The sequence below is a fragment of the Dyadobacter crusticola DSM 16708 genome (assembly GCF_000701505.1).
GTDB classification, from domain to species: Bacteria; Bacteroidota; Bacteroidia; order Cytophagales; family Spirosomataceae; genus Dyadobacter; species Dyadobacter crusticola.
In genome coordinates this window covers 34521-53031 of record NZ_JNJB01000013.1, presented here as the reverse complement: position 1 = coordinate 53031, position 18511 = coordinate 34521, and the positions used below count along the sequence as shown (strand labels likewise).

Below are 18511 nucleotides of genomic sequence, written 5' to 3'. Positions count from 1 at the left end.
CTACACCCTCATCCGGAACAGGAGCGGGGTGGTGCCGGTGTACTTTTTAAATTGTTTGCAAAGATGGCTTTCGTCGGTGTAGCCAAATTCGTGGGCGATTTCGCTGAGTGTCAGCTGGCTGTAAAGCAGGCGGGCTTCTATGAGCTTGATCTTGTGCTTGATGATGTATTGTTTAACCGATTCACCCGTATGTTTCTTGAAAAAGATGCTGATGTAGGCAGGCGCGTAATGGAAAGTGTGGGCCAGATGTTCGATTGTGAGCTCCTGCGGCTGGTAAATGTGCTTTTTGATATACATCAGGATTGCTTCTATCGAATCCTGCTGGACAGGTTTGCTCTGAGCCTGACTGAACAGGCTTCGCGCCAGGATGATCAGCATACTGCGCATCAGGTTGTCGCGGATTACCTCAAAGTACTGCGATTGATCATTGGCGGATTCAGCTTCCAGGACCGCCAGCAGCTGGTGAAGTTTCTCTCTTTCCTGCTTGTCTGTCACGATGGAACCTCTGCTTTGTGAAGACGTATTCAACAGCCCGCGAATAATCGGCTGCCAGGGGTGGTCCTTATCTCCGGGGAGTTGCTTGTGAATGGATTCGTTGAAGCGGACAAAGCTGAATTCGGTCAGTTCCTGAATTTCAAAATGGTGAAAGTCTTCGGGACCAAGAAGAAATACGTCGCCCTCGGCATATTCAAAGGCATTTCCATTGATATGGTGGATACCACTGCCTTTCAGTATGAAAATGATCTCGAAGTAGGTATGCTTATGCACCGAATGCACCCATTTCAAAGCCTCGAAATGGTAAATGCTGAATGGGGTATGAAGAACGTACCGTTTCATTGGGCAGAGATTATCGTAAACCTACCAATTTACAATGGATTTTTACAACAGGGCTGGACTGGCACCGGCTAATTTTGCTTTTGTAAACTGGGCTAATAAGACAATCTAAACAACTATATGAAACGAACATTTATCTTACTGTCAGGCTTGGTAATGGTTTTAACGCTTTTTTCAATGCAAAAGCCAGCTGAATGGACACCGCTTCTGGATAAAGACCTTACCCAATGGGAAAACTACCTGAGCTATAATCATAAACCAGGCTACAATGGAAAAATACCAACAGATCAGGCTGGTAATCCGATAGCGCCCATTGGTTATAACAAAGACAAAGGCGGCGTATTTTCAGTGATGGAACAGCAAGGCAGACCTGTGTTGCGAGTGAGCGGCGAGACTTACGGCTGCGTTTTTACACGTAAATCATACAAGAATTATCACCTTAAACTCGCGGTTAAATGGGGCGAAAAGAAGTATGAACCCCGGCTGGACAAGCTGCGCGACTCGGGCATTCTGTATCATTCTACCGGTGAAGCCGGGGCAGAATACTGGCGTACCTGGATGCTTTCACAGGAATTCCAGATCATGGAAGGACATATGGGCGATTTCTGGTGCCAGGCCAATTCTGCCATTGATATCCGTTCCTTCCAGTCCGAAGGAGTAATGAACCGGGTCGCTGACCACAAGCAGCCTTTTGGGACATTCAAGAGTGGATCGGATTATTATTGTATGCGCTCGGTAAATCACGAAAGTCCGGCCGGAGAATGGACCAACCTGGAACTGATCTGTTACGAAGGGAAGAGTCTGCACATTGTCAACGGACACGTGGTAATGGTGCTCAATAATTCGCGTTACATCACGCCTGAGGGTAAGCAAGTTCCGATGATCAGTGGTAAAATCCAGCTTCAAAGCGAAGCAGCGGAAATTTTTTATCGCGATATTCTCATCAAAGAGCTGAGCGCAATGCCCAAGGAATACGCGGGATTATTCTAAGAATCAAAACGTATCACATTTAATGTAAGTAGAAATGAAGCAGCAATCAAGAAGGAATTTTGTTAAAAGCAGCCTTTCGGCCGGACTGATATTGGGTAGTCCCGCGGGTTTGGCCCCCAAAGATGTGTTTGTACACCATGTTCTGTTTTATCTGAAAAATCCTGGCAATGCAGGCGATAAGGAGAAGCTGCTGGAAGGATTGAACAAGCTGGCCAAATGCCCGACGATCAAAATGGTGCATATCGGCACGCCCGCAGCTACAAACCGCGACGTGATCGAGCGGAGCTACGCTTATTCATGGTTGTGCTTATTCGATAGCCCGGCCGATGAAGAAGCTTACCAGAAGCACCCGATCCACGATGATTTCAGAAACAATTATGCGCATTTGTGGGAAAAAGTAGTCATTTACGACTCAGTTGGACCAAAGAGGTAGTTCCCGGCTGGCATGATATTCGTATAGTCATCGGAAACAAACAAAAACACATTATGGCAACTGTTGGAAACGCCACCGGCGTAATTAATGATCTGATTGAAATTAATAACGACCGCGTAGCAGGATTCGAAAAAGTAATAGCGGACATTCAAGACGAAAATGTAGACTTGAAAGAATTGTTTCAAAGTTATGCACAGCAAAGCCGTAAGAACGGTCAGGAGCTCGCTGCGATAGTGGGCGCTGCCGACGAAGTTGAAACAGGTAACAGCGTAAGTGGTACTTTGCACCGCGCATGGATTGATGTAAAATCCTTGTTTGGCGGTAGCGATCGTGCCAGCATTTTGTCGGAAGCCGAGCGTGGCGAAGACGCGATTAAGAAAGCTTATCAGGATGCATTGTCAAGCTCAGATCTGCCAGCAAGCGCGGTCGAGGTTGTAAGAAGCCAGGCGCAGGAGATCAATTCTGCTCATGACAAAATCAAAGCATTGAGAGATATTGCCAAAGCGTAATCCGAGCAATACTTTAGAAAAGCTGCCCCTCAAAGGCAGCTTTTTTTGTCACCCTGCGACTGTCCACAAGGAGCCATTCCTGGTCGCCAGTTCAGTCAGGTGACCTTCGCCGGCCAGGGTTCGCAGCTTTTCTTCTGCTTCAACCCGGGGTTTATTTGAAAGTTCGGCGAACTCGCGGGCGGTAAGAGAACTGTACTTGCTAAAAAGGCTTTCCCACTTCGTGTCAATCTCTTTCTTCAACGCTGCCGGAGATTGGTCCAGCAAAGCTGCTTCGTAAACTGAATAAGGTTTTGTCCCGTAAACCTTCTGCTGATTACCCTGCGCATTCACAAAGAACAGGGTTGGAAAACCTCTCACGCCCAGCTGCGCAGCCAGGGCGAGGTCTTGTTTAAACAATTCGTTTGCTTTTCCATTGAAATCGCTTTCCAGCTGTGCGGCGTCCAGCCCAACTTTGGTAGCAGCTGCGGCCATGTTTTCCCATTTGGTGATATTCCGTTTTTTGAGGAATACCATTTCCCTTAATTCCCGGAGAAAATAAATTGCTTTTCCTGAGTCCTGCATTTGTGCGGCCTTGAATGCAATGGAAGGGGGATAGGAGGAATGCAGCGGATCTTCCAGCCAGACATCGCCGTCAATCGGCATGTCGTAATGGAGACTTACTTCGTCCCAGTGCGATGCCACGTCGGAAGGCTTGCTGATCCCGCCGCTGTTGTAGCTCCAATCCGGCAGCAGTCCGCCCATGCGATATGCTACCTCTATATATTGCCCATATTCCAGTTTGAGCTTGCGCAACTGCGGTTCAATTCCCCAGCAGGAGGAACAAATGGGATCGGTGAAGTAGATGATTTTGACGGGAGCAGAAGCAGGGCTTTCGGTTCCGGCAGTTGTATCAGTGGACAAGCCGGGGACTTCGCAAACTCCCGTTTCTATATCACACAAGAGTGGGTTATTAGGTGTTGATTCCATTCTCAATATTTGGTTTGGTACAAATCTCGGCAAGCTTTGAATGCGGGTCAATTAGTCAAAAAAAGTTGACTGCCTGTAATCTGTAACTTTTCCTTAACCTGTCCTGTTGCTCCATTGTACAGGATGCAGAGTTAATAGAAAATGTGAATTATATGGAAAATGGCAGTGAGACCCAGAGCCAATGCCCGGCCGAAAGCTTGCTTAAACAGCTGTCTGGCAAATGGAAGCCGCAAATATTCCGGCTTGCATTGAAGCGGCCGGTGCGTTTTAATGCATTGCTGCGCGAGCTGGAAGGTTCCAGCAGGCAGGCGATCGCGAGTGCGCTGAAAGAAATGGAAGAGCAGGATTTAATCCGCAAAACGGTAATTAACCCCAAACCGCTCCATATTGAATATACACTTTCGGAAAAAGGAAAGTCGGTTATCCCAATCTTCAAACAACTTGAAAATCTGGCTGAATAGGCCGCATTGATCTGTTAGGGCTGCTTTGCCGGCAGCTTGACCTGCGAAGCAATGGCGTCTTCCAGTTCTTTACCATGCAGGTTCACAGCTGCGACTTTTCCCGTTTTGTCAACAAGTACATTAAATGGAAGTGCTTCAATTCCATAAGTGCCCGCAACGGGTGACATCCAGAATTTGAGGTCACTTACCTGCGGCCAGGTGATTGCCAAATGCGCAATTGCCTTTTCCCAGGCAGGTTTTTTACTGTCCAGGGACACGCCCAGAATTTCAAACTGCTCCGAAGTTGAAAACGTCGTGTGGAGCTTTTTCAACTCCGGCTGCTCCTGCACGCAGGGTGCACACCAGCTTGCCCAAAAATCGATCAGAACCACTTTTCCTCGCATTGAGGATAGTCTGACCGTATCTCCGCCCGGCGCGGGCAGCGCAATTTCCGGTGCCTGAGTGCCGGCTTGCACAATGGTACTTTGGGCATTTGCATCTAGCGAAAATGCCAGCAGCAAAAACGGCATCAGCAGGGATCTGCTCCATTTATTTACCATATCAGTTCACAGGATACCCCTTGTCTATCCAGTCGGTTTTGATGTTTTTAGGAATATCGAGCAGGCGCGCTTTCTTGAAATTCTGTTCTTTGGCTGCGGTAAATGCGGGACGGATATTCGGGCATTTTTCAAACGGGCAGCAGCCGCAGTAAAGCACAACTTCCTGATTTTTGTCCTGTTTGGCCAGTAGAGATTTCAGCTGGTCGATATTGCCGTGCTCGTGTGCAGCCCCCGCATCGAGCGAGCCTTTGATAACTGGCTGCGGTCCGACATTGATGATCACAGGCTTTTCTGCCGACGGATCGTTAATCTGCTTGGCCAGCTCTTCCGTTGATTTGAGCTCAGCTGTTGTCCAGGGTTCTTTGGTAACCTGCGCCTGCGCCGCACCTAGCGTAAATATGCCCAGTATCAGACTGGCGATAATGCTGAATTTTCTCATAGTGAAATATGGTTTTGGTAAAAATACGTCATTGTGATGTATTATCTAACAACGTTACGGAGAAGAAAAAGAACATCTGCATCAGCTTTTTGACGTGAAAATGTTTGGTCAGAGCGCTTGTCCATTCTGATTTTCGGCAAGTGTTGGCAGATAGACCGTAAAGGTACTGCCGCTCCCAAGTCCTTCGCTCCAAACCTCAACGCGACCGCCGTGCATTTCTACGAGTCGCTTAACAAGTGTTAGCCCGATACCCAGCCCTCCTCTGGCGCGGGCAGGTGAATTGTCGGCCTGAACAAACAGCTCAAAAATTGCCGACAAATAATTGTATTCCAGTCCAATCCCGTTATCCCTGACTTGCAGAACAGCTACGTCGCCTTCCTTTTTTAAAGACAAGCATACCAGGCCGTTCTCGTCGGTATAGCGGGCCCCGTTTGTGAGAAGGTTGGTAACCACCTGGGTTAAACGTGTAGAGTCCCCGCCGAGGTAAATAGGGTAGGGAGGCAGGTTTATTTCAAGAAGTCGGTTCTGGTCGCGGTAGAACTGACCTGCTTGGTCCGCTGCCAGACGCACCAGCTCGACCAAGTCAACCTGCTCTTTTCGCAACTCAATTTTGCCATTCGTAATGCGGCTCAAATTTAGTAAATCGTCCAGCAGCCTGACCAGGTGTTCAGTCTGGCGATTCATCATCGTCACTGTGGAGCGGACTATTTCCTGATCGCTTCCTACCAGGTTGAGCACCTGAATTCCCGATCGGATCACGGCCATCGGGTTGCGCAGCTCGTGCGATAGCATGGCCAAAAACTCATCCTTCCGCCGGTCGGTTCTCCTGAGCGATTCCTCTGCTTGTTTCCGGTCAGTAATATCGAACATCACGCCGCAGGCCTGCACGGGTTCGCCATCCCTTTCCGCAGTAACCCTGCCGTGTCCGCTCATCCAGCGTACCACGCCATTATCGCGGATGATCCTAAACTCTGCATTGTAAAGGCTGCGCTCGCGGACCATCTTATCGAGCTGCATTTTAACGAATTCGGCGTCGTCAGGATGCAGACGGTCGAGAAATACTTCAGCGAGCATAGGCTCGTTTTGCGGCGGTACTCCCATCAGCGTAAATTGCTGCTCATTCCAATAGACCTGATCAGTGACAAGGTCCCATTCCCACGTAGCCATATCGGCAGCGTCGACAGCCAGCCTGGTCCGCTCTTCTGAATGGCTGAGCGAATCTTCGGCCTGCTTTTTTTCGGTGATGTCAATATTCAGCCCGAGCCATTTTTTGACAGAGCCGTCTGCATTCAGTACCTGTGTAGCCCGTAAATTTGTCCACCGCCAGCCTCCCTGCGGATTTTGCAGCCGAAATTCTGCATTGATAGCAATTCCATCATTTAAAGCTTGCTCCCAGGCGCGGGTGGCGGCATCCTTGTAGAGCGGGTGAACAGCAGCCAGCCAACCTTTTGTCAAGAGTTCCAGGCGGGTTTGACCGGTGTAGGTACGCCAACTGGGCGAGTCGCAAACAATAGTACCCTCGGGATCTGTTTCCCAAACGGCCTGCGCAAAGGAAGTCAGCAGAGTATGGTAATCCTGAATATCCAGCAGACCAAATGGTCCTTCCGGATCCTGTTCAATCGGTTGGTTCATGATAAAGAAATGAATAGCCTGCCACTCGTCAGCGCGTTACTCGAGTGCTCCAGACTTGAATAGACTGGCGCTGTTTGAATACAATAGCCGTGCCAATTAAGAAGGTGCAATCCTGGATTATCACGACGCATGCTTCAACTTTGCACGATAGACCTGCAAAACTGAATATTATCCGGAAAGCGCTTTTCTGACGATATCTTTTTTCAAGCGTGAGACAGGGATTTTGGCTCCGTCTTCCATCATCAGGTACCCGCTGTCTTCCTTGATTAAGCTCCTGATGTAAGTCTGGTTGACCAGATGCGAATTGTGCGGCCGCAGAAATCCATAGTCGGCAAGCATTTCATCGTATTCAAACATTGGTCGCGACACAAGCATCTGCTCGCCTCCAACCAGAAAAAATATCGTGTAATTGTTTTCAGCCTGGCAGCGGATGATCTGAGAAACCTTGACAAACCTGGTTTCTTTCGCAGATGAAAGCCCGATCCGGTGTTCTGACCTTTGGCGGGAGTCTACAAGCAGGTCCATTAAATTGCGTACCTGCGTGTTTTGCATTTTCTGTTCAATCTTTTCTCGCGCGCGCTGTACAGCTGTTTGAAGTTCTTGCGGGTCAATGGGCTTCAGGATATAATCCAAAGCCGAGAAGCGGATCGCCTGAATGCCGTATTGGTCATAGCCAGTCACAAAGATCAGTTCGAAATTGTGGTTGGGCAGTAGTTTTAGCATTTCAAACCCATTCTTTCCCGGCATTTGAATGTCGAGAAAAACAATGTCCGGGTTGACGGATAAAATGAGTTCTGCCCCTTCGTCAGCATTCCCTGCGTGACCGGCAACAGTAACCTGCGGGCAGTGCCTTGCGAGCAGCGCAACCAGATTGTCTACATTATGAACTTCATCATCGATAATTACTGCCCGCATCAAAGCCAGTGTTTAAACGTTATTGTAGCCCGTGTCCCATTTCCATCCGACCCGATCTGCATCTTGATCAAGCGGCGCTGCTTGTTTAAAAGCTTGATTCTTTCCCGCGTCAGAGCAAGGCCTTTGCCGCTGGTTTTGTCGGACGTATCGAACCCGCTTCCATTGTCTTTTATTTCAATGATCAGTGCTGTCCCGTTTTTCATGAACGAAACGGTCAGCTGTCCCTCTGCGCCCAGTGCCGAAATGCCGTGTTTGATGGCATTCTCTACGATCGGCTGGATCAATAGCGGCGGCACTTCGGTTTGCAGGTTACTTACTTGCGGTTCGATCAGGAGCTGGTAAGTGAAGCCGAACCGAAGCTGTTCCAGTTTGATATAATTTTCAATATTGCTGATTTCGACTGAGAGAGGCACCATTTCCTTTTCAGATTGCGTAAGCGTATTTCTCATCAGCTTACTGAAACCCGAGAGGTAGGTATTTGCGTGGTCAATCTCATTTTTGTTAATCAAGCCCTGAAGTGAGCCCAGTGCATTGAAAATGAAATGCGGGTTGAGCTGCGATTGAATGGCTTGCAGTTCCAGGTTTGTTTTGGCTGCGAGCTGTCGGCTTTTCTTTAATTTACTTCGGAACCAGAGGTAGATGATGCCGCTGATAAGCAGGAGTGCAAGCCAGGGCCGGGCTAATATAGCTATTGGAATGAACATCAGTAGTTGTCCATTATAAGCCAGGCTGTTCAGCCAGTGATGGTCTACTGAGAAAGGGTAGCTACCGAAGTTCTTCTGTTCTGCGCTGTATGAAAATTGCAGCTCGTAATTACCGTCAATCAGCCAGGTCCAGTTTTCATTAGATTGTTTCAGCTCAATAAATGGAGTAAGTTCTCTGAATGTCCCCATCCAGTGACGGTTTTCAGGGCCTATTGTATAGCGAATGCGCGTCGGCTTAATCTCCCCGTCGTAATAAGCTTTCTTAAACCCAAAAAAGATTGTATTCTCGGCAATAGACAGGCTGTCGGGAACAGCATTGGGCTTGGAGTACGTGTTGGGAGCCCTGTTGAAGAAGTGCATAAACCTGCGTAGTTCTGTGGTGTCGGCCAGGTTGGCATTCAGGTTCGTATTAATATTTACATAAAACAGTTCAGGTTTGGGATAATGCAATGCTATTCTAAGCTCACTGAGTAATTTTCCGGCGGAGTCTAGAAGTGAGATTGTGGTGCTGTCCGGCCCAAATGGTAAAGAAGGTGCGGCAATACATCTTTCTTGGCCAAGTAAATAGGCCGCAACTGCATTGTTGCGTCGATCAAACCCGGGTATTTGTCCATCCACCAATAGCTGGTATCCTGCCGGCAGCTTCTCCCCATTGCGGATCACCGGGATTAGCAGCTCGGCCGTTCTGCCTGCTTTAACGTAGAAAATTCCTGGCCGGGAAGAGATGAAAGTCGGCTTGGTAACCGTGTCTATAACTGCGTACCCGGCGACTTCCCGTTTTTCCTTTTCAGTAAAGCTCCGAATGATCAGGTCCAGGCGCGGCTGTGTGCTTTTTTCATTAATCAAAAACCGGTGCGCGCCTTTGTCAAGCAACAACGTTTGACTGCTTACAGGACATGCAACATGAATGAGCAATGCAATAAGCCAGAATGATCTCCATGATTTCATACTTCAAAAGTTTGGTTCATGGCAAAGATCAAGCAGCATGGCGGCTGGAAAAGATGGGATTGTGCGGATAACGCCTGTCGATGTGTAAAATGCAGGTAACTTCCGAATCTAATCAGGGCAGGGGCTCATTTCTCCTGAATCATTACATCACTATCCCATTCTTCGGCAGGATCTTCTCGGGGATTTTGTCTGCTCCGATCAGTTGCAGCAGGTTGATTTCGATTGTTCGGGATAGCGAGGTCATCGGGATATCGTTGGGGCTGTTTTCGAATGGGTTTTGCAGGATATAGGCGATCCATTCCACGTAGAAGAAAAGAAAAGAGATCACAAAGGTGATCGGTATGGCGATCCTTCCGATGCTTTCTACAAGTCCCATGGGCAGGATCAATGTGAAAATAAATATAACCAGCAAGACAAAAAAGCTGTACTGAGTTGGGAAAACTGTGTTCTTAATGCGCTCGCACATTCCCATGGAGTTACACAACCTCTGGATCGTATCGTCGATGTTCTGGTATAGCAAAGTCGGAATTTTACCCTGCTCGTGCAGCTCTGCCATTTTAAACTGGATCAGGTTCAGGATCGCATTGGGGATATTATCCTGAGAAGCCACATAGTCGTGCTCGCTTGCGCTCAAATGCAGGTCGGCGTAGACGAGCACCTGGTTTTTTCTCAATGAATTGGCCAAAGCGTAGCACCAGGCAATCTGCAAATGGGCCAGATTGGAAACAACCTCGTCTTTTTCATTTCGCTCTGTACTGATGAATGCGCTTGACTGGCGTATCAGCGTACGGCTGTCGTTCACGATTGCGCCCCAAATCTTTCGTGCTTCCCACCAGCGGTCGTAAGCCGAGTTGGTACGGAATCCCAGCAGCAGCGAAAGTGCTGTGCCCAGAATGGTGATAATGGAGATTGGAAAAGATAGAAAATGCCAGTTTTGAGTACTGTAAAGATAGAAGACGAGGGTTGCGTAGAGGGTAACAGCGAGAACTCCGGCCCAGATACCTCTCAGCAGCCGCCAGATCGAAAATACTTGTTTTACGTACATAAACTGCTTGAAAGATCTTTTTTGAAAAGGTAACAAAAAAACGGAGCTCCGGGGTGACCCCCAAAGCTCCGTTTTAAAATATTATGCCGGTTGATCAGACAATTGCCTGCTCGGTGGCCGGCGTACTGCCATCGTCTTTCTTGTGGTGACCTTTTTTGCCCATTGCCAGCTTTTCGATGGCAACAAACAGTACCGGTACAACGAATATCGCCAGCGAAGTGGCGGCAAGCATACCACCAAATACAGTCCATCCGATCGTCTTACGTGACTCGGCCGCGGCACCACTCGCAAATGCAAGCGGAAGTACCCCGAGGATAAATGCCAGCGACGTCATGATAATCGGCCTCAAACGCAGCTGTACCGCTTCGAGCGTAGCTGCTACCAGCTCCATACCGTGGTCGACGCGCTCTTTCGCGAATTCGACGATCAGGATCGCGTTTTTGGCTGCCAGACCGATCAATGTGATCAAACCGATCTGTGCATAGATGTTATTGGACAGATTCGGCAGGAAAGTCAGCGTCAAAATGGATCCGAATGCACCAATTGGTACTGCAAAAAGTACAGAGAATGGAATCGACCAGCTTTCGTACAATGCAGCCAGGAAGAGGAATACGAATATGATTGAGATAGCGAAGATCGTGGTTGTACTGTCACCAGCCTTGATCTCCTCGCTACTCATACCCGAGAATTCGTAGCTGTAACCGGCCGGCAGCTTCTGTGCTACCTCGCGCAGGGCCTGAATAGCCTGCCCGGAGCTGTATCCCGGCTTCGGCGTACCATTGATCTCCACCGAACGGTAAATGTTATAGTGCGAAATCAAAGCAGGGTTTTCTACTACTTTGGAGGTAACCAGCGCGCTTAAAGGAATCATGTTCCCTGCCTGGTTACGGACATAAAATTTCTGGATTTTGTCGAGAGAAGACCGGTAGCTACTGTCGGCCTGCACCATCACGCGGAAGTTACGGCCGTAAAGGTTAAAATCGTTCACATAGCTGCTACCCAGTAATGTAGAGAGCGAGCTGAATACGTCTGATACCCTTACCCCTAGCTTCTTGGTCTTTTCACGGTCTACATCGATCTGGTAACTTGGCGTTCTCGCATTGAAGAAGGTATACGCCATTGCAATTTCAGGACGCTTGTTGACCTCTCCCAAGAAGTTACGCATTACACCTTCAAATTGCTGGATATTGTCGGTACTTGTCGACTGTTGCAACTGGAATGTAAAACCGGAAGTCGCACCGAGACCAGGGATCGCGGGTGGGGCAATAGCCAGTACCCTTGCTTCCTTGATGTCAGCCGTTTTTTGCTGGATCTGCTTGATCACAGCCTGCACGTGGTGCTCGGCTCCTTTACGGTCGGCCCAGGGCTGCAAGCTCAGGAACAGGGTTCCGACGTTGGACTTGTTTGAGAAACTCACTACGTTAAGACCAGCCAGACCACCTGCAACGCGTACTTCGGGAATGGTACCGATCCGCTTCATGATTTCTTTGAGCATCGCGATGTTACGCGTTGTCGACGTAGCCTCCTGCATTTCATAAGTTACAAAAAGCCGCCCTTCATCTTCCACAGGAATAAATCCGGAAGGTTTGTTTTTGAACAAAAAGAAAAGACCTACGAAAAGACAAACCATCATCACCAGCACCAGGGGCGTCGCTTTGATCCATTTGGACACGCCGCGGGTATAGCCGCGTGAGACTTTATCAAACCACCTGTTGAAACGATCAAAGAATTTTTCCAATGCGTTTTTCTTATCGTTTTCTCCTTTGGATGGTTTCAGCATGATCGAGCACAAAGCCGGGGTCAGCGACAATGCGACGAATGCAGAAAGGAGTACAGAAACCGCAATTGTGATCGCAAACTGCTGATAAAGTCTTCCTACGATACCTGGCACAAAACTTACCGGTACAAACACAGCAGCAAGGATCAATGCAATCGCGATAACGGGGCCGGAGATATCTTTCATCGCCTGAACAGTAGCTTCTCTCGGCGACATTTTCTTTTCATCAATATAATGCTGCACCGCCTCGACGACCACAATCGCATCATCTACCACGATACCAATCGCCAGTACGAATGCAAACAACGTCAAAGTGTTGATCGTAAAACCGAATGGAATGAAGAATATCAGCGTGCCAATCAGCGAAACAGGGATCGCAAGAATCGGGATTAGAGTCGCGCGCCAGTTTTGCAAAAACAAAAACACTACGATCACTACAAGTACCATCGCTTCTGCAAAAGTTTTGAGCACCTCTTCAATAGATACCCGCACCACAGTTGCAGTCTCGTTTGGAATTACATAGTCAATGTCTTTCGGGAATGTTTTCTTCATTTCCTGCAAAGCCTTCATCACACCATCGTAGGTAGCCAATGCGTTTGCACCCGGCGCCTGATAGATCAGCACGAAAGCGGCCGGCTTACCTTGTACGAATGCATTGGACGCATAATCAAACTTACCCAGCTCTACCCGTGCCACATCGCGCAGGTAAACCACGCTTCCGTCTTCGGGAGAGGCGCGGACGATGATGTTGTCAAACTGCTCTTTGGTATTCAACCGGCTGTTTGTCAAAACACTGTACTCAAAGGTCTGTGTGCCTGGTTGCGGGTTTCCACCGATGGTACCGGCAGCCACCTGCAAGTTTTGCTCAGCCAATGCAGCTGAAACGTCGGCGGGTGTCATGCGGAGGTTAGCGAGCTTATCGGGATCGAGCCAGATACGCATACCAAAATCATCTGCTCTTGACACGATATCACCAACACCTTTTACACGCTGTAATGCGTCTTTCAGGTAAATGTTGGCGTAGTTACCAATGAACTGCGCGTCGTGGGTTCCATTAGGCGAGTACAACGCAAGAACAATCATGATACTCGGCTGGCGCTTCCGCACGGTAAGTCCGAGGCGTTTTACCGCGTCAGGCAATGTTGGCTCAGCCACACTTACGCGGTTTTGAACGTCCAAAGCCGCAATGTTTACGTCCGTTCCCACGTCGAAAACGACGTTGATGCTGCTTTGTCCGCTGCTGGTGGAGTTACTTGACATGTAAGTCATACCCGGCGTACCATTGATCTGGGTTTCAATGGGCGTAGTGGTAGTCTGCTCGACCGTCTGGGCATCCGCTCCCGTAAAGTTACCGCTCACCGTTACCGTGGGCGGGGTTACGTCGGGGTACTGGGCCACTGGCAGGATAGTCAGGGCGATCAGGCCCACCAAAACCAGCACCACGGAGGTGACAATGGCGGTGACGGGTCTTTTTATAAAAATATCTGCAATCATTTTTACTGGATTATATTAAATGCGACAAGAGGACCGGATTAATTACCTTCTTTGATAACCGCCCCTTCTCTTAGGTTTTGCACGCCTTCAACGGCGATTTTTTCTCCTTCTTTAAGACCTTCCTTCACGATCACATTCGGTCCGATTGCGGTTCCCAGGGTCACCCTACGCTGGCTTACCTTGCTGCTGTCGCCTGCCACGTACACGAAGAATTCGCCCAGCTGCTCGGTTACCGCTTTGTACGGGATCACCACCGATTTGGCAGCTGCATTGTTGAGCACGCGTACCGTTCCGCTCATTCCGGGGCGCAGGCTGTTATTCTGATTGGGAAATACCAATCTGGCTTTGATGGTCCCCGTCTGCGGGTCCACTGCTCTGTCGAGTAGCGCCAGCTTGCCAGGTACCGGGTATATGTCAGCACCAAATTTTAATGTGAAAGTAGAGTCGTTCGCCTTGGCGTTTTTCATCAGTGTCGAAAAGCGGTAGATCTCTTTCTGGTCGACATTGAAATCAACGGCGAGCTGGTTGTCAGTTGAAACTGTATTCAAAACAGTCTGACCGGCGGATACCGCAGCGCCAACTTTAACCGCTGAAATGCCGATTACGCCATCGAACGGCGCCTGCACCTGGGTGTACCGCACGCTCGTTTGAACCGCCTTGATATTGGCCTTGGCAGCTTCTGCCTGCCTTCTTGCGACTTCAAGAGCTGCATCTGCATTGTCAACGAGCTGTTTAGCAACAGCGTCATTCTTTTCCAGCTCATGGTAACGGTCTGCGTCTTTCTGAGCGCGTGCCAGATTGGCTTCCTGTACGTTCAGGTTAGCTACTGCCTGCTCATAGTTGGCATTATAAAGCTGTGCATCGATCGAGTAGAGCAGCTGGCCTTTCCTAACCCTTGCGCCGTCTTTGAAATGAATACCTGTAACAAAGCCTGTCACCTGCGGGCGCAGCTCGATCTCGTTCAATGGTACAACAGTACCGGGATATTCATCATAGTAGGAAGCCTCGCTGGTGGTCACCTGCTCCATTTTCACTGCGACTGCCGGTGGCTGAGCAGGCTGCTGTTGCTGCTGGTCTTTCTTTCCGCAAGCCACTACGATCAACAGGAGGGCTGCAACGGGATAATATTTCATGGTACTTTTGAGCATAACTGGGTAATTTCTATTGATATCTGTGATTGGGTCAACCGCTTAGAGGTAATTGATCTGGCCGAGGGCTCTCTGCACATCGATTTTGCTGGCAAGTACCTGATACAGCGCATTGTAATAATTGATTCTGGCTAATCTCAAATCCGTTTCCGATGTAACCACTTCGAGGTAGGTTTTGATACCTGATTTATATTGAAGCTGTATCACATCGTATACCTCGCGCGCCAGGTCCACATTTTCTTTCTGGGCCAGAAGGTCTGTCAAATTGCCTTTGTAGTTGGCCAGCGCTGCGGCGTATTCGGCATTAACATTGTTTTGAAGTCCTTTTACTTCCCAGTCCAGCCTTCGCAGCTGCCATTCAGACTGTCTCAGGTTTGCTTTTCTTCTGCCGCCCTGAAAAATGGGAAGTGACAGTGTCAGCAATCCAAATGAGTTAGGGTAGTTTTTGGCATACAAATCCGTAAACTGGTTATTTTGGAAGTTCAGGTTATAAGCTCCATTCAGCGCGATATTCGGCAGATAGCTCCATTTATTATACTGAATATTGGCTTCCTGCAGCTTGCGCTGGGTGGAAAGGATCTGATACTCGATCCTGGTCGTAAAATCTACATTTTGCAAGGTATCCAGCATGATCTCACGTTCCATTTGCAAGGTATCATAGGTGATATTCAATGCTTTGTTGAGGGGATAGCCCATCAGCGATTTGAGATATTCGATCTTCGCTTTCAGAATTTCCTCATTGCCTTTCTTATTGGCGCGTGTGTTATTAAGCGAGATTGTCGCTCTTTTATAGTCAATCTTGTCTGCAATGCCTGACTTGTACTGATTTTCCGCATCACGCAAGCTTCTTTCAAGCCGCACAATGTCTTCTTCTGCAACATCAACCTGCTGGGAAGTGGCGATTACGTCGTAAAATGCCTTAGAGACACTGACCGCCAGGTCCGTTTTGTTGTTGGCTGTATTTTGAGAAGCGGCGAGCTGCACATCACGCTTGGTTTGATTGGCCAGTAAGACATCCCGGTTGAAGATCTGCTGAGATAGGGTAAACTGCGCAGAGGAAATGTTACTCACACCCAGCTTAACAGGGTTTCCCGCGATAATGCTGGTTTGCACAATGAAATTGTGCTGCAAATTGTAATTAAAGTTGATCTGCGGATACCAGTCTGCAAGGCGGCTTCTGATCTGGTTTTCGGTAATGCGTTCATCGATCAGCGACTGCTGAATGACCGGCTGGTTCTTGATTGCGTAAGCAACAACATCCTGCAATGTAGCCTGTTCCAATTCCGGCGCCTGATCGGCGGGCCGGGTAATCGCCTGGCCAAGGAGTATGTGGAAAGAGTTCAAAAACAGGACTGCCGAGCCAACTGCCAAACGCAATAGTTTTTGTGGCTTTGACAAATACTTCATTTAGTAAATTTTTTTGAATAAAGAGATAATGTGATCTGCAACGGGGATTGTACTAACACTGGCTGAACAGCGTCAGCTGTCTGCGGGTACAAACAGCAGATCAGACCTTAACAGGAAGGAGAAGTGCGGCAACATACTGATAAACATTAAGGTAAAATTTTGTAACAAACGGTTACATATAAGACGCAGGAAAAAGCTTCCACACAGCTCAATTGCATTTATTAAGGATTAAAGCACAAGAATAGTTTCAAGGCTATAGCGGAAAAAGCCGCTGTAAGCGGCATTTTCTTTAAAGAATTTTATAAAAAAATGGAATTGTGCTGATCAGTGCAACAATGGGTTTGTCAGGCAGGCTGGCGGTTGGGTTCAGGCCAGATCGACTCGATGATCCAGGCGAAAGTGATCACCAGCACGCAGCCGATGAGGTTTAGCCACAAAAAGGCAGTCAGCTCGGTCATATAACTGATTACGACAAAGATCTCTCCCAGTACACTTCCCCAGAATACAGCCCGGCTTCCAATCTTTTTGAAATAGAATGCAACCAGAAATATTCCCAGTATAACGCCGTAAAACAAAGACCCGAGAATATTAACTGCCTCGATCATACTGCCCAGGCGGGAAGCATACTGTGCGACGAAAATGCAGAAGATACCCCAGAAGAATGTAGCCCAGCGTGAAGCTTTCACATAGTCGCGGTCGTCGCTGTCTTTCCGGATCATTCTTTTGTAAATGTCAACCACGGTACAAGAAGCGAGTGAATTATAAGCTGCTGCTACCGAGCCCATCGAGGCCAGCAGGATTACCGCGATCAGAAGTCCGACCATTCCCACAGGCAGGTAATCGATTACAAACCGCAGGAAAATGTAATTCACGTCATTAATATCATTCCCGTCAGCCTTGGAAAGCAGTGTTTTCGCGTCTGCTCTCAGATCATTGACCTTTTTATCCAATGCAGAGAGCATATCCCCGTTTGCACGAATGGCAGTTTCATCGTCTTCTCGCAACGCCTTGGTCAGCTGCATTACGTAAGGACGTTTTTGATCCTGAACCTCCTCGTGCTTTCTTTCCAGCTCCTGATATTGTGCGGCATACTGACTTGTTTTCACCTTATCCACTACCGTCTGGTTAAAGAACAGCGGCGGCGTGTTGAACTGATAGAATGCAAAGACCAGTATACCCACCAGCAGGATCAGGAATTGCATCGGTATTTTCAAAAGTCCGTTCATAGCCAACCCGAGCTTACTTTGTCCCTGCGAGCTGCCGGTCAGAAACCTGCCGACCTGCGATTGATCGGTACCGAAGTAGGAGAGTTGCAGGAAAAAGCCGCCGATCAATCCGGACCACACATTATAGCGGTTGTTCAGGTCAAAGCTGAAATCGATCAGGTTAACCTTCCCCATTTTGCCTGCTACATGCACCGCATCCGAAAAGGAAACATCATCCGGGAGGAATTTGACAACCATTACGCCAGCTACTACCATACCAATGGTAATAATGCCCATTTGCTGCAAATGCGTGTGAGAAACGGCCTGGGACCCGCCGGCGACGGTGTAAAGCATTACAATCCCGCCACAGATAATGTTAGTCCACGTAATATCCCAACCCAGGATCGCCGAAAGGATCAGTGAGGGTGCGTAAATGGAAAGTCCGGTGGAAAGTCCGCGTTGCAGCAAAAACAGAAAGGCAGTTAATCCGCGGGTTCGAAGGTCAAACCGGCCTTCCAGGAATTCGTAGGCGGTAAAGACTTTGAGCTTACCAAACTTGGGGACGAATGTAATGCAAAGCACCACCATCGCGAGCGGTAAGCCGAAATAGAACTGGACGAAGCGCATTCCGTCGGTATAAGCCTGTCCGGGCGCAGAAAGAAATGTGATTGCACTGGCCTGCGTGGCCATGAGTGACAAAGTCACGTGGTACCACGGCATTGACTGTCCTGCCAGCAGAAAGGAATCGACCGTCTGTTTCTGGCGGCTGCGGTATATTCCGTAACAAACAACAAATATTAATGTAAGGGAAAGTACAATCCAGTCAAGGTAGTTCATTGAAAGTGTCTCATAAAAAGATAGAAGAGCAGGATCAACACAGCCAGTGTGCCGATCATCAGGATATAGAGCTGTCGCCAGCTATTGACAAACGGGGGAAGTCCGTCGCGCGGGTTGTTTTCCTTCACATTCATGGCCTTGGTGGTTTAGGCTGTGCTTCAAAATTAGAGGTAAATGCAGCACCGACAAAATTGTAACGGTTTTTCACGGCTTTTAGCGTATAGTGGT

Annotated in this window: 17 protein-coding genes; 4 read left to right on the top strand and 13 right to left on the bottom strand. The window is 48.5% G+C overall.

Translation table 11 applies throughout. The features are described 5' to 3' along the window. Positions 1-837 (bottom strand): helix-turn-helix domain-containing protein, encoded by an 837-nt coding sequence (locus tag Q369_RS0117445; protein WP_031529070.1) that lies wholly within the window; start codon positions 835-837, stop codon positions 1-3. Between the two features lie 174 nt (positions 838-1011). Between Q369_RS0117445 and Q369_RS0117440 the strand changes: the two genes are divergently transcribed. From Q369_RS0117440 to Q369_RS0117430, 3 genes are read left to right on the top strand one after another with little or no spacing between them, the layout of a single operon-like run. Continuing rightward, positions 1012-1824 (top strand): 3-keto-disaccharide hydrolase, encoded by an 813-nt coding sequence (locus Q369_RS0117440; RefSeq protein ID WP_229206879.1) that lies wholly within the window; start codon positions 1012-1014, stop codon positions 1822-1824. A 34-nt stretch (positions 1825-1858) separates the two neighbouring features. Continuing rightward, entirely contained in the window at positions 1859-2257 is a 399-nt protein-coding gene (locus Q369_RS0117435; protein WP_031529068.1) for a Dabb family protein, read from the top strand. 53 nt (positions 2258-2310) lie between these two features. Then, positions 2311-2766 carry a ferritin-like domain-containing protein gene (locus tag Q369_RS0117430; RefSeq protein ID WP_031529067.1) on the top strand — a complete coding sequence of 152 codons (456 nt, stop codon included), beginning with the start codon at positions 2311-2313 and terminating at the stop codon, positions 2764-2766. Between the two features lie 48 nt (positions 2767-2814). On the opposite strand, the gene Q369_RS0117425 is transcribed toward Q369_RS0117430, so the two are convergent. Continuing rightward, on the bottom strand, positions 2815-3732 hold the full coding sequence (locus tag Q369_RS0117425) for a ClpXP adapter SpxH family protein (protein ID WP_031529066.1): 918 nt from the start codon (positions 3730-3732) through the stop codon (positions 2815-2817). 152 nt (positions 3733-3884) lie between these two features. Here Q369_RS0117425 and Q369_RS0117420 point away from each other — a divergent pair, with 152 nt between their 5' ends. After that, on the top strand, positions 3885-4193 hold the full coding sequence (locus tag Q369_RS0117420; protein ID WP_031529065.1) for a winged helix-turn-helix transcriptional regulator: 309 nt from the start codon (positions 3885-3887) through the stop codon (positions 4191-4193). A gap of 14 nt (positions 4194-4207) precedes the next feature. Here Q369_RS0117420 and Q369_RS0117415 read toward each other — a convergent pair whose 3' ends face one another. From Q369_RS0117415 to Q369_RS29275, 11 genes are all read right to left on the bottom strand, one after another. Then, positions 4208-4732: a TlpA family protein disulfide reductase gene (locus Q369_RS0117415; protein ID WP_031529064.1), complete on the bottom strand. Its 525-nt coding sequence runs from the start codon at positions 4730-4732 to the stop codon at positions 4208-4210. Position 4733: 1 nt separating this feature from the next. Continuing rightward, positions 4734-5171, bottom strand: a complete 438-nt coding sequence (locus Q369_RS0117410) for a rhodanese-like domain-containing protein (protein WP_031529063.1) — start codon at positions 5169-5171, stop codon at positions 4734-4736. A gap of 108 nt (positions 5172-5279) precedes the next feature. Next, positions 5280-6803, bottom strand: a complete 1524-nt coding sequence (locus Q369_RS0117405; protein WP_031529062.1) for a sensor histidine kinase — start codon at positions 6801-6803, stop codon at positions 5280-5282. Between the two features lie 168 nt (positions 6804-6971). Continuing rightward, positions 6972-7718, bottom strand: a complete 747-nt coding sequence (locus Q369_RS0117400) for a LytR/AlgR family response regulator transcription factor (RefSeq protein WP_031529061.1) — start codon at positions 7716-7718, stop codon at positions 6972-6974. Next, complete coding sequence (locus tag Q369_RS28395; protein ID WP_051664118.1) at positions 7718-9370, bottom strand: sensor histidine kinase; 1653 nt, start codon at positions 9368-9370, stop codon at positions 7718-7720. Before Q369_RS28395 ends, Q369_RS0117400 begins: the two co-directional genes overlap by 1 nt. A 142-nt stretch (positions 9371-9512) precedes the next feature. Beyond that, complete coding sequence (locus Q369_RS0117390; protein ID WP_031529059.1) at positions 9513-10415, bottom strand: bestrophin family protein; 903 nt, start codon at positions 10413-10415, stop codon at positions 9513-9515. A 94-nt stretch (positions 10416-10509) separates the two neighbouring features. Beyond that, positions 10510-13686: an efflux RND transporter permease subunit gene (locus Q369_RS0117385; RefSeq protein ID WP_031529058.1), complete on the bottom strand. Its 3177-nt coding sequence runs from the start codon at positions 13684-13686 to the stop codon at positions 10510-10512. Positions 13687-13724: 38 nt separating this feature from the next. Beyond that, complete coding sequence (locus Q369_RS0117380; protein WP_031529057.1) at positions 13725-14834, bottom strand: efflux RND transporter periplasmic adaptor subunit; 1110 nt, start codon at positions 14832-14834, stop codon at positions 13725-13727. Positions 14835-14876: 42 nt separating this feature from the next. Then, positions 14877-16241: a TolC family protein gene (locus Q369_RS0117375; RefSeq protein ID WP_031529056.1), complete on the bottom strand. Its 1365-nt coding sequence runs from the start codon at positions 16239-16241 to the stop codon at positions 14877-14879. A gap of 344 nt (positions 16242-16585) precedes the next feature. Further along, entirely contained in the window at positions 16586-18283 is a 1698-nt protein-coding gene (locus Q369_RS0117370; protein ID WP_031529055.1) for a sodium:solute symporter family protein, read from the bottom strand. Beyond that, a complete protein-coding gene (locus tag Q369_RS29275) occupies positions 18280-18417 on the bottom strand; it encodes a hypothetical protein (protein WP_169739259.1) in 138 nt (45 codons plus the stop codon). The genes Q369_RS0117370 and Q369_RS29275 overlap by 4 nt, the downstream gene beginning before the upstream one ends. Positions 18418-18511: the final 94 nt, after the last annotated feature.